The organism is Lachnoclostridium sp. An138 (genome assembly GCF_002160765.1).
GTDB lineage: Bacteria > Bacillota > Clostridia > Lachnospirales > Lachnospiraceae > Laedolimicola > Laedolimicola faecalis.
Map to the genome: position 1 here is coordinate 68655 of NZ_NFLF01000002.1, position 12654 is coordinate 81308.

The following is a 12654-nucleotide window of genomic DNA, read 5'->3' on the forward strand; positions in this document are numbered from 1 at the left end:
CTTACGCACCGCTCCCTTCCAGTTCCTCTTTCAGACAGGCGATCAGCTTCCGCGCATCCTTCGATTCTCCCAGGGTCCCTTTTGTCTGGGAAAACACCAGGATTCCTTTTTCCAGGCTGTGCCCGCTTCTGTGATCCACATAGAACTCCATTTTTTCCAGAAGCCGTTCCATGACGCCCTCCAGCAGCCCGTTTTCTTCTAATATTTCCAGAGCTTCATCCGTAGTAATACAGTTCATCAGAGCCGCGGCCGTCTCCTGATCCGCACCCAGCACGGCTGCGTGCGCTGTCAGAATCTCCATACGGCTGTCCGCATTCCGGGAATGGGTGTTCATGATTCCTCCGGCCAGCTTCACCAGCTTGCCGATATGGCCTGCCAGCAGAATCCCCTTCGCACCGTATTCCACAGCAGCGTCAATGGCTTCTCCGAGAAAATTGCTGTATTTCACAGAATTCTTCAGAAGCTCCGGATGAAACTCATTCAGATAATCCAGACCGTAATTTCCCGGCACCAGCACCAGATACTTCCGCTCCTGCGCCAACTGCATCCTTACATCGATCCGAATCGTCTCAATCAGAGCTTCCTCACTCATGGGCTCCACAATGCCGCTGGTGCCCAGCACAGAGATGCCGCCCACAATCCCCAGGCGGGGATTGAAGGTCTTCATGGCCAGCGCTTCTCCTCCCGGAATCGAGATCGTCACAGACAGACCGCCCTCGTAACCAAGCTTCCGGCAGATCTCCTCCACGTTTTCCCGGATCATCTGCCTGGGAACCTTGTTGATTGCTGCCGCGCCCACGGGCTGTTCCAGCCCGGGCCTTGTCACGCGGCCCACGCCCTCGCCTCCATCGATCTGCACCCCCGGCTCTTCACTCTTCCGCACCACTGCATAGATCTCCAGTCCATCTGTCACATCCGGATCATCTCCCGCGTCCTTCCGAATTGCGCAGGAAGCCTCTTCCGCCGTCCACTTCGCCTCCAGCACTTCCAGATCAAGCCTGATTCCTTTCGGGGTCATCAGCTTCACCTCCGGCACCGCCTTTCCGGTCAGGAGCATGCAGGCCGCGGCCTTGGCGGCCGCGGCCGCGCAGGAACCGGTGGTGTAGCCCATACGCAGTTTTTTATTATTCTTAAAAACATATTTTTCCATACAACGCAATCCTTTCTCTCAGGACCTCGCTTGAGAGCCCCTCGGACGCAGCGGATGTATGCCGGTCCCTTCCCCTCAGGGACTCGCTCCCGCTCCCCTCGGACGCAGCGGATACATAAGACGCCCGGGGAAAACCGCCCCGGCCGTCTAAGTACCGGCGTCCTCAGAGGGTCCCTGAGGGGAAGGGACCGGCTCCGTGTCGTCTCCCCGGAAGGTATGACCACACCGTCTCCTGATACCATTCTCTCTGTTACCCCGATTGATAAAAGCACACTCGTTTCCGCCTGCTCTTGCCGGGGAGTTTCCTTTCCGCCCCTGTACTGTTTATGGTCTGAAACGGCAGGACGCTCTCCTCCGGCTTGCGGCAGGCCCAAGGTAACTGCGGTCTCTGGTAAAACCCTGTGAGAACGCCGGTGCTTAGGCGGCCGGGGCGGGTTTTCCCCGGGCGCCTTACGCATCCGCTGCGTTCGAGCGGAGCGCGAGCGTGTTTTGACAGAGACCGCAGTTACTGCAGGTGCTCATACTGTTCCACATTCCCTTCCGCAAAACTCGGAAGCCCATTATAGAGGGCCAGGGCGTATTTGTACAGGCTGTAAGCAGTGACCGCACCCGTGCCCTCTCCCAGGTGCATCCCTGCATGAAGAGGCGCCTCCATGCCGAGGGCATCCAGCATCATCTTCCCGGCAGGCTCTGCAGAGCAGTGAGTGGCAGCCATATATGCCCTGCACTCCGGCGCCAGCTTCGCGGCGCAGTAGGCAGAGATGGATGAGATAAAGCCGTCGATAAGTACGGGAACGCCGACGATCGCTCCTCCGATATAGCAGCCGATCATGCCTGCGATATCCAGGCTTCCGATTTTGGACAGAACGTCAAGGACGTCGTCCGGATCAGGTTTGTTTACGGCAATGGCCTGGCGGATCACCTCTATCTTATGCTCCAGCCCCGCGCTGGACAGGCCTGCGCCCCGGCCTGTCACCTCAGCCGGATCTTTGGAAAGAAGTACGGAAGCCATGGCGGAGCTGGGAGTGGTATTGCCGATTCCCATTTCCCCGGTGATAATCATGCGGTAGCCCTGTTCGTAAAGTTCCCGGACCACTTCGATTCCTGTGATAACCGCCTGGATGGCCTCCTCCCTGGTCATGGCCGGCTCCTTCGCAATATTTCCGGTTCCATGGCGCACCGCCCGGTTCCAGATCCGGGGATGCTTCCCGTCTGTCAGCACTCCGATATTCACAGGAATGACTTCGATTCCCTCCTGGCGGGAGAGAATGCAGACGGAGGAGATCCGTTCTCCCATGTTCTCCAGCACCTGAGCCGTCACCTCACTGCCGGTCTGGCTGACTCCCTCGGCTACCACGCCATTATCCGCTCCCATAATCACGACTACGGGATTGGGGTTTTCCACTTTTTCCGTTCCATAGATTCCCGCAAGCTGGACAACCATGTCCTCCAGCTTTCCCATGCCTCTTAAAGGCTTGCAGAGAGAATCCCAGTGCGCCCAGGCCGCGTCCGCAGCCTTCTGGTCAAAGGGTCTGATCTGCGCAAGATATTCTTCCAGTTTCATTGTTTTATCGTCCTCCCTGATACAGCATGGCATTGCAGATGGCAGCCGCGATGTTGCTGCCGCCCTTCCGGCCTCTGGGCACAATATAGGGCACGCCAGCCGTCATGATCAGTTCTTTTGCCTCTACCACATTGACAAAGCCCACAGGCGCTCCGATGATCAGCGCCGGAGCGATCTTACCTTCCTGTATCAGCTCATACAGGCGGATCAGGGCTGTGGGGGCGTTGCCCACCGCGATGATAAGCTCCCCGGAAAGGGACGCTGCCTTTTCCATGCAGACTGCCGCCCGGGTACAGCCCTTTTCCTTTGCGGTCTCCGCCACATCCGGATCGGACATAAAGCAGTAAACTTCCCCGCCGCATTCTGCCATCCGCTTTTTGCTGATGCCGGAAGCCGCCATTTTCGTATCTGTGACAATGGAGGCTCCTGCGTTCAGCGCGTCGATTCCTTTCTGCACCGCATGCTCGGAAAAGCAGAGGTTGTCTGCGTAATCGAAGTCCGCCGATGTATGAATGCAGCGCTTTACTACGGAAAATTCCGGCTCGGGCCAGGTGCGTCCCCCCAGCTCCTTCGTAATGATTTCCATGCTCCTCTTTTCAATTTCCATGGGTTTTACAATTTCTATCTTTTCTAACATGTTATCCCTGCCTCTAATATCTCATAGATTCGTTTCATATCCAGTGAGTTCCGTACCAGGTCCGCCAGCTTGTCGTATTCCCTGCGCTTGTGCTCTTCGGGATCGAAATGCCAGCTCCCTGGATCGATTCCCTTCCTGCGCATCAGGCGGCTGACAGTCATGGCCGCCAGGTCTCCGTAATCAAAGATACCGTGGAGATAGGTTCCGAATACGGTCCCCTCCGGATTGGCAAGTCCGTCCAGGCGGCCGTCCTCCAGATAAATGGTTTCCTGGCAGTCTCCGGTTTTCTCCGTGCGGCCCATATGGATTTCGTAGCCCTGGACCTCCCGTCCGGCAAATTCTCCGCAGACGGAAGCCGCACTCACGCGGCCCTGAATCCGGGTCCTCGTTTTTGCCCTGGAAAATACGGTCTTCGTATGCAGAAGCCCCATACCCCGCATGGTTCCTCCGTGTTCCACGCCGTCCGGGTCCTCCAGAAGCCCGCCCAGCATCTGGTAGCCTCCGCAGATTCCCACCACAGGCACCTTCTGTTCGGACAGGCGTAAAATGACTGCTTCCAGACCGGATTCCCGAAGCCAGGCCAGGTCGTCCATGGTGTTTTTCGTGCCCGGCAGAAAGATCAGATCCGGCGTTCCCAGCTCTCCTGTGCTTCCCACATACCGAAGTGACACGCCGTCCATGCGCTCAAACACATTGAAATCCGTGAAATTGGAAATGTGGGGCAGGCGGATAACCGCCAGATCGATGCCGCCTTTCTTTCCCGTATGGGTCAGCCGGTCCGAAAGACTGTCCTCATCGTCGATGTCCAGAGGCGTCAGCGGAACCACGCCCACCACCGGAATTCCGGTCTTTTCTTCGATCATCTGAAGGCCCGGTTTCAGGATTTCCACGTCCCCGCGGAATTTGTTGATGATGAGTCCTTTGATCATGGACTGCTCTTCTTCCTCCAGAAGCTTTACGGTTCCGTACAGGGAAGCGAACACACCGCCCCGGTCAATGTCGCCGCAGAGCAGTACGGGAGCCTTCGCAATCCGGGCCATTCCCATATTGACGATATCATTTTCCTTCAGATTGATTTCGGCCGGGCTTCCGGCTCCTTCGATTACGATAATGTCGTATTCCTCAGACAGCTTTTCAAACGCCTTTTCGATCTCGGGAATCAGCTGTTTTTTGTTTGCATAATAATCCATGGCCTTCATGTTGCCAAGGACTTCGCCGTTTACGATCACCTGGCTTCCCACATTGCTGGTGGGTTTTAAGAGAATCGGGTTCATCTCCACGGCAGGCTCGATTCCGGCCGCCTCTGCCTGCATGGCCTGGGCACGTCCGATCTCCAGTCCGTCCTTCGTGATATAGGAGTTCAGCGCCATGTTCTGGGATTTAAAAGGCGCTGTCCGGTAGCCGTCCTGCATAAATACCCTGCAGAGTCCCGCCACCAGAAAGCTTTTTCCCGCATTGGACATGGTTCCCTGCACCATAATGACCTTTGCCTTTTGTCTCTTTTCACTCATGTCTGCCCCACAACCTTTCCAAGCGCAGCCAGCAGCCGCTCATTCTCTTTCCGGCTGCGGACTGCCGTCCGGTAATAATCCTTTCCGAGTCCCCGGTAATTTGCACAGGAGCGCAGCAGAATTCCTTCTCTCAGAAGGCGCTCCGTCAGATTTTCATCTCCCTGCGCCCGAAAGCACAGGTAGTTGGCCTGACCGTCCAGCACATGAAAGCCCAGATCCTCCAGGGCCTTTTTCAGAAAGGCCCGTTCCTCTGTGACAAGACGGATGGTCTGCTCCTGAAAGCCCTCTGACCGCAGCGCCGCGATTCCCGCTGCCTGAGCCGGCTCCGATACTGCCCAGGGCTGGCCTGCTTTCTGCATCTGCGAAAGCAGTTCCGTATCGGAGCACAGCACATAGCCAAGCCGCAGTCCCGGAATCGCAAAAAGCTTTGTAAAGGACTTCAGAATCACCAGATTCGGATATTTCTCCAGAAGATCCGCGGCGGTGTACGCTGCTTCCTCCGGCACGAAATCGAGAAAGCATTCATCCAGCAGCAGCCGAGCGCCCAGTTCCCGGGTCCGGTCAAGCAGCTTCCGGATTAATGGTTTTTCTGTTAGAAGTCCCGTCGGGTTGTTGGGATTGCACAGAAATACCAGATCCAGATCCGGGGAGAGTCTTTCAAGAAAGGCTTCCGTCACCGGATTTTCTCCAAGCTCATGAAACAGGATCTCTGTCTCTGTCTGAACCAGAGCTTCCTCGTACTCTGCAAACGCCGGAGCCGTCACAAGGGCTTTCTTCGGACGAAGGGCGTATACCAGCCGGTATATTAAATCCGCCCCTCCGTTTCCACACAGGATATGCTCCGGCTTCTGCCCGGTATGTTCTGCCAGCTCTCTTCTCAAACGTCTGCAGAACGGGTCCGGATAACAGAGGGACTGCTCCAAGCTTTCCACTACTGCCTCCCGGACGCCGGGCGGCATGCCTAAAGGGTTGATATTGGCGGAAAAATCCAGAAGCTCTGAGGGCTCTTTCCCGCTTTTTTCCGCAGCTCCCTGCAGATCGCCTCCATGAAGAAATTTACACTCTGCCATATTTCCGGTCCTTCCTGAGTACGTCCCGCATTCCCTCTGCCGTATATGCCACCGCGCTGGCGTAGACGGGAATTCCCGCCTTCACCGCCGCCTTCTCTGTCACAGGCCCGATGCAGACCGCCTTTGCGGTGATTTTGTCCGGCTCCGGCACCATGGCCGCAAAGGCCTTGACCGCCGAAGCGCTGGCAAAAGTGATATAATCCATCTCCGGCAGCAGACGGTTCAGCTCCTCTGCCTTCCGGTAATCTCTTTCAGTCCGGTAGAGCGCCGCGTCTGTATAGGGTATTCCCGCCTCCGCCAGGGCCTTCGGAAGCTCGTCGGAAGCCTCCTCTGCCCGCAAAAGAAGCACCTTATCTTCCGCCTTCAGCTCCGGAATCCACTCGGCCGCCAGATGGGTGCTGGAATACCGGGATGGCACAAAATCCGCATAGATTCCTGCTTCCTCGAGAGCCGCCTTTGTTCCCTCTCCAATCACAGCAAAATGGAGAGAAGCAAGCTTCCGGATATCAATCTGCTGCTTTTTCAGCGCTTTCAGGAATATTTCCACTCCATTTCTGCTGGTAAATACCACCCAGGTATAAGACGCGTCTCCGGATGCCAGCTCCTCTGCCGCCTGAAGAAATTCCGGTCTCTCCAGCTCCTTCGTATCAATCAGGCTGAAGGGAATCACCTCTGCCCCGTCCTCAGCCAGAACTTTTTTCTGTTTTTCACACATGGAGGGCGTTCCTGTAAGCAGCACCCGGACGCCGGAAAGCGGCCCTCTGCCGTACCAGGACAGTTCTTCTGCCAGGCCTGCCACACCGCCCACCACAGTAATGGCCGGAGTCTGAATGCCCGCTTCTTTTGCCCTGTCCGCAATATTTTCCAGAAGCCCGGTTACAGTTCTCTGACGGCCAGTAGTCCCTTCCTGGATCACGGCCGCCGGAGTCTTCGGAGCTTTTCCATTTGCCATCAGCTCTGAAGCGATATGGGGAAGATTCTTAAGGCCCATCAGAAAGACAAGGGTTCCTTCTTCCTTTGCCAGTGTCGCGTAATCCAGCACTGTGCCTTCTTTGGAAGCGCTCTCGTGCCCCGTAATCACATGGAACGAAGACGCATAATCCCTGTGTGTCACCGGAATTCCCGCATAGGCCGGAGCCGCATAAGAGGAGGATACGCCCGGAACGATTTCATATTCCACGCCTGCCTTCAGAAGCTCCTGGGCTTCCTCGCCGCCGCGTCCGAAGATAAAGGGATCGCCCCCCTTGACGCGGGCCACGTTTTTTCCTTCCAGCGCCTTCTCCACAAGAAGAGCGTTCGTCTCCTCCTGGCGGAGGTGGTGCCTGTCGGCCCGCTTTCCCGCGTAAATCAGTTCCGCATCCTTTTTCGCCTCATTTAAGATGGCAGCCGAAGCCAGATTGTCATAGACCAGGACATCGGCGTTCCGGATACAGCTGAGAGCTTTTTCTGTCAGAAGTCCCATATCTCCGGGGCCTGCGCCAAGCAGCCAGACCTTTCCCTGCTTTACTTTCCGGGCCAGACCTCTGCCAAGTGAGCGGGCCGCATCCAGCGCAGCAGTATGTTCCTCCTGAGCGGCGGCCGCTCTTCCCTCCGCGGAAGATTCCAGCGCAAGACTTCCCTCTGCCCGGTGAATCTTTCCGCCTTCCGGTACGTACAGCACCTTCATGCAAAGCTTTCCATCTGTCAGCCGGCTTAAGGCCGCCGCGGGAGCATTGCAGCTTCCGCCGATGGCTTTCAGAAAGCTCCGTTCCGCCTCAAGCTCCAGGGCCGCTTCCGGACAGTGGATTGCCTGAAGAACCTCCGTCAGCCGGCCTTCTTTTGACTCTACGGCAAGGATGCCCTGGCCTGCCGCCGGCAGGAGCTCCTCCGGGCTCAGATATTCCAGATGGATTCCTTCTTCCTCTGTAATTCCCAGGCGCTCCATGCCTGCCGCCGCCAGAAGGATAGCGTCATACTGCCCTTCCTTCAGCTTCCGGATACGGGTCTGCACATTTCCGCGGAGAAGCTTGATCCTCACCAGAGGATTGATCTCTTTGATCTGCAGTTCCCGGCGCAGGGAACTGGTCCCCACAATGCTTCCGGGAGCCAGGTCCGCTGCACGGATGCCGCTTGTGGTCACAAGCACATCCCGCACGTCTGCCCGGGAAAGCACCGCGCCGATGCCAAGTCCTTCCGGAAATTCCATGGGCATATCCTTGGCGCTGTGCACCGCCAGATCGATCTCTTCCCGCAGAAGAGCATCCTCAAGCTCCTTTGTAAATACGCCCTTTCCCCCGAAGGAAGTCAGCGACCGGTCCAGAAGCTCGTCGCCCTTTGTAGACATTTCCACGATCTCAATCTCTGTCCCGGGAAATGCTTCTTCTATTTTCTGCCGCACCAGATCCGTCTGGACCAGGGCCAGCCTGCTTTTTCTCGTTCCTATCCGAATTTTCATACTTCTCCCTGCCTTACTTTTCCAGGTTATAGCCCCGGGGCGTAATCATCCGTCCCCTGCTCACATAAGTCTGGGAATTTCCGATCAGCACCACGCTGAACATATCGATCTCCGCGTTTTTCAGCTCTCCAAGAGTGGTAATCTGGCTCTGCTCTCCCTTTCGGCCTGCGTTCCGCACGATTCCCACAGGAGTCCCGGAACTTCTGTACTTCATCAGAATGTCCGCGGCCTGCTCCACATATCCCGTCCGCTTTTTGCTCTTGGGATTATAGAGGCATACAATGAGATCACTCTGGCCTGCGCAGTCTACCCGCTTCATAATCAAATCCAGGGGCGTCATCAGATCGCTTAAGCTGATCACCGCAAAATCGTGCATCAGCGGAGCGCCCAGAACGGAAGCTGCCGCGCTGGCTGCCGTCACGCCCGGCACTGTCTCAATCTCGATATCGGCTCCCATTTCCTCCGCCACCTGGTAAATGATGCCTGCCATGCCGTAGATCCCGCTGTCCCCGGAGCTTACCATGGCTACGGTCTGATCCTTCATGGCCTCCTCCACCGCCGTGCGGCAGCGCTTCACTTCCTGCATCATCGGCGTCGCCAGATACGTCTTATCCGGGAAAAATTCCTTCAGCATCTCCACATAGGTCGTATAGCCTGTGACGATGTCCGCCTTCTCAATTACATCAATACATTTGGCTGTCATGTGCTCATAGCCGCCCGGCCCAAAGCCCACCACATACAGTTTTCCCATATTCTTTCCTCCTGACAGGATTATGATCTCACACCTGCTGTTCCCTCTGTTCCCGGAACAGCAGCTTTTACGGTTCCATACAACGGAAAAATGCCCGCAGCTCCTCCGGAGCCGCATTCTCCCGAATCCGGTAAAAGAGCTTGTCAATAGCCCGGTCAAGCCCCTTTTTCTCTGCTTCCTCTTCCATCCAGGCTTTGACCTCCTGAATCTGCGGCACCGCCTGCTGGAAGATCATCCAGCGCATAAAGTCTTCCTGATATTCTTTTAAGATTTCCCCCGCCTGGCGGACCGCCTGCTTCTTTGCCTGGTTGTTGGCCTTTGCAAGCTCCTCAAAGTCATCCATATTGTAGAAAAAGGTCCGCGGCAGCCCCGCGATGCTCTCCTCAATATCCACGGGGACCGCAAGATCCACAAACACTCTCGGCTTCTCCGTCTTCAGCTTTTCCTTTACTCTGGCACAGGTCAGCGTGTAGTGGGGGCTGGCCGTGGCGCTGATCACCACATCCATCTGATCCAGATATTCATAACGATCCTTATAATCAATCAGCGTATTGGATTCGCTTTTCATATGCGCGTCATGAGTCAGGGTCACATTCCGAATCGTACTGTAGATATGAAGCCCCTTCATGCTGTAGAGATTCTTCAATACGATACCGCCGATCTGTCCCGTGCCGCCGATTACCATCACATGTTTCCCCGCAAGGCCCCCCAGCGCCTCATCCGCTGCCTTGACTGCCAGCGTAGCCGTGGAAACCGCTGTCTTGGAGAGATCTGTCTCCGTCTTGATTTTTTTGGAGCAGGTAATGGCATAGCGGAACAGAGTATTCAGATATTTTCCCGTAGTTCCGGCTTCCAGAGCCTGTTCCTGGGCCTTCTTCACCTGGCCAAGAATCTGGTCTTCTCCCACCACCATGGAATCCAGACCGGCCGCCACGGAAAACAGATGACAGACCGCCTTTTCATCCTGATAAAACCGCAGGTAATCCGCCACATTCGGGCTGTTCTCTGCGCCGGCGGCCCGTAAGATCAGCTGCTGCTGCAACGTAAACAGATTCTTTCTCTGTCCTTCCTGATCCTCATAATAGGTGTAGATCTCTGTCCGGTTGCAGGTGGAAATCACCACGCATTCCGCCGCCTGTCCTTTCGAAATCAGCGCCCGCATCAGCTCCTCCTGCTGCTCCTTTGTGAAGGCAAACAGCTCCCGGACCTCCAGCGGCGCCGTCTTATGGCTGATACTCACAAGCCGGATACTCATGACGCGTCTACTCCCTTTCTGAACTCATGTGTAAAGGTCTTATCGTAAAGCTTTGACAGCTCGTATTCATCTCCCAGGAAATCGCCCACTACTGTAAGCGCTGTCTTGCGGATGCCCGCCTCGCGCACCTTGTCCGCGATATCCTCCAGGGTGCCACGCACGATCTTCTGGTCCTCCCAGGTCGCCTTGTAAACCACTGCCACCGGCGTATCCGGACGGTATTCCTCCCGCAGTGTGGCCGCAAGCTCGTCCATCATTCCCACGCTCAGGAAAATAATCATGGTCGCATGATGCTTCGCCAGATCACGCAGCTTTTCCCCCTCCGGCATGGGCGTGCGTCCCTCCATTCTGGTGAGAATCACCGTCTGGCTCACACCCGGCAGCGTATATTCCTTTTTCAGCACGGCTGCCGTCGCAAGGAAGGAGCTGACGCCGGGAATGACTTCATACTCGATTCCCATGCGCTCCAGCGCGTCCATCTGCTCCCGGTGCGCTCCGAAAATCGCCGGGTCGCCTGTATGTACCCGGACTACCTTCAGCCCTTTCTCCTCGCCGTCCTTCATCACAGCCAGCACCTCTTCCAGCGTCATACCCGCGCTGTTGTAAATGGCTGCGTCCGGCTTTGCGTCCCGCAGCACCTCCGGATTCACCAGAGATCCTGCATAAATGATCACATCCGCACTGTCAATCAGTTTCTTTCCCTTAATAGTCAGAAGCTCCGGATCGCCCGGGCCTGCTCCGATAAATGATACCATCTGTCTTACCTCTCATTATTTCTATTTTATCATGACCGTCGTAAAATAACTGTATTCCCGGTCCGGATCAAGGGGCCCGATATACTCGTCCTCCATTCCCACACAGCTTAATACCGTCGCGCAGTCTCTGCTGCGTCCATATTTGTCAAGCAGTTCTCCGATCCGTTCTATGCTGTTTCCGGCCTTCATCACCACCACATTGTCAAAGCCCGCAATGGCCTCCTCCAGGGCCTTTCCCGCCCGCACGGAAGGTACGATCACCAGTGATTCATTTCCTTCCATCAGAGGCAGCCCCGCCGCAGCCGCTCCGCTGCAGAAGGACGGAATTCCCGGCACGATTTCGGTCTTATAGCCGCGCTCCGCCGCATACTGATTTACATACATGTAAGTGCTGTAAACCGCCACATCGCCCAGTGTAATCATGGCCACGGTCTTCCCCTGATCCAGAATATCTGTAAGCTGCTTTCCGGCTTCTGCCCGGCAGCGCTTCCGCTCTTCTTCGTCTTTTGCCATCCGGAATACCACTTCCAGAAGCTCCTTATCGTCCAGCGATACTACAGGACGGATAATCTCCAGCGCTGTGCTCTGTTCTCCCTTTTCTTTCACCGGCACCGCAACCACATCCGCCGCCTCCAGAATTCGTTTGGCTTTCAGCGTCAGAAGCTCCGGATCTCCGGGGCCCACACCGATTCCATACAGTTTCCCTCTCATTTTACGTTCTCCTTTTGTCCCTGCTATTTTCATATATAAACTTTTTCTCATTTTCGCTTTTACTCCTGTCATTCCCGGGCCCGTCTTACGGCGTTCTCTGTCAGATCCCGGATGACCTCCGAAGCAATCAGAAGTCCCGCCACCGAAGGCACAAAGGCCGTGGAACCCGGTCCGTCCGCTTCTTTCAGCGGGGGAAGCGGCGGTTCCTTCGAATACACCACCTTCAAATGATCGATGCCCCGCTTCCGAAGCTCCCGGCGCATCACCCGGGCCAGCGGGCACACGGAAGTCTCATAGATATCCGCCGTCTCAAACAGAAACGGATTCAGCTTGTTTCCTGCTCCCATACTGCTGATAATCGGAACTCCTGCTTTCTGCGCTTCTTCCGCCAGGGAGAGCTTCGCGGCCACAGTATCTACCGCATCCACCACATACGAATACGAAGAAAAATCAAACGCTTCCTTTGTCTCCGGCAGATAAAAGCAGTTATGCGCCTCTACCCGGATCTTTGGATTGATATCCAGAATCCGCTCCCGCATAACCTCTGTCTTATATCTCCCGATGCTGCTGTGCAGCGCGATGATCTGGCGGTTCAGATTAGACAGGCAGACCTTATCCCTGTCAATCAAATCCAGCGCGCCCACGCCGCTGCGCGCCAGAGCCTCCGCCACATAGCCTCCCACGCCTCCGATTCCGAAAACCGCGACTCTCGCATTTTTCAGGATCTCCATGGCTTCTTCTCCGAGAAGAAGCTCCGTTCTTGAAAACTGTTCTGCTGTCATTTCACTGTACCCTGTACCAAAAAAGATGAATTTC

At 55.9% G+C, this 12654-nt stretch carries 11 protein-coding genes; all 11 read right to left on the minus strand.

The window, feature by feature from the left end; genetic code table 11:
* Position 1 precedes the first annotated feature (1 nt).
* Positions 2-1150: a cobalt-precorrin-5B (C(1))-methyltransferase CbiD gene (cbiD, locus tag B5E82_RS02085; RefSeq protein WP_087305753.1), complete on the minus strand. Its 1149-nt coding sequence runs from the start codon at positions 1148-1150 to the stop codon at positions 2-4.
* Between the two features lie 505 nt (positions 1151-1655).
* The gene (gene cobT, locus B5E82_RS02090; RefSeq protein ID WP_087305754.1) at positions 1656-2714 is read right to left on the minus strand and encodes a nicotinate-nucleotide--dimethylbenzimidazole phosphoribosyltransferase; all 1059 of its coding nucleotides are present in this window, start codon (positions 2712-2714) and stop codon (positions 1656-1658) included.
* A 4-nt stretch (positions 2715-2718) separates the two neighbouring features.
* Complete coding sequence (locus B5E82_RS02095; protein ID WP_087305755.1) at positions 2719-3351, minus strand: precorrin-8X methylmutase; 633 nt, start codon at positions 3349-3351, stop codon at positions 2719-2721.
* Positions 3345-4862 (minus strand): cobyric acid synthase, encoded by a 1518-nt coding sequence (locus tag B5E82_RS02100; RefSeq protein ID WP_087305756.1) that lies wholly within the window; start codon positions 4860-4862, stop codon positions 3345-3347. Before B5E82_RS02100 ends, B5E82_RS02095 begins: the two co-directional genes overlap by 7 nt.
* A complete protein-coding gene (gene cobD, locus B5E82_RS02105; protein WP_087305757.1) occupies positions 4859-5932 on the minus strand; it encodes a threonine-phosphate decarboxylase CobD in 1074 nt (357 codons plus the stop codon). The genes B5E82_RS02100 and cobD overlap by 4 nt, the downstream gene beginning before the upstream one ends.
* Complete coding sequence (gene hemC / locus B5E82_RS02110) at positions 5919-8366, minus strand: hydroxymethylbilane synthase (protein ID WP_087305758.1); 2448 nt, start codon at positions 8364-8366, stop codon at positions 5919-5921. The genes cobD and hemC overlap by 14 nt, the downstream gene beginning before the upstream one ends.
* A 13-nt stretch (positions 8367-8379) precedes the next feature.
* Positions 8380-9117, minus strand: a complete 738-nt coding sequence (gene cobJ / locus B5E82_RS02115) for a precorrin-3B C(17)-methyltransferase (protein ID WP_087305759.1) — start codon at positions 9115-9117, stop codon at positions 8380-8382.
* Positions 9118-9184: 67 nt separating this feature from the next.
* Complete coding sequence (gene hemA / locus B5E82_RS02120; protein WP_087305760.1) at positions 9185-10372, minus strand: glutamyl-tRNA reductase; 1188 nt, start codon at positions 10370-10372, stop codon at positions 9185-9187.
* Positions 10369-11127 carry a precorrin-4 C(11)-methyltransferase gene (cobM, locus tag B5E82_RS02125; protein WP_087305761.1) on the minus strand — a complete coding sequence of 253 codons (759 nt, stop codon included), beginning with the start codon at positions 11125-11127 and terminating at the stop codon, positions 10369-10371. Before cobM ends, hemA begins: the two co-directional genes overlap by 4 nt.
* Before the next feature lie 21 nt (positions 11128-11148).
* Positions 11149-11838: a precorrin-2 C(20)-methyltransferase gene (cobI, locus tag B5E82_RS02130; RefSeq protein ID WP_087305762.1), complete on the minus strand. Its 690-nt coding sequence runs from the start codon at positions 11836-11838 to the stop codon at positions 11149-11151.
* A 68-nt stretch (positions 11839-11906) separates the two neighbouring features.
* Positions 11907-12620, minus strand: a complete 714-nt coding sequence (locus B5E82_RS02135; protein WP_087305763.1) for a tRNA threonylcarbamoyladenosine dehydratase — start codon at positions 12618-12620, stop codon at positions 11907-11909.
* Positions 12621-12654 lie beyond the last annotated feature (34 nt).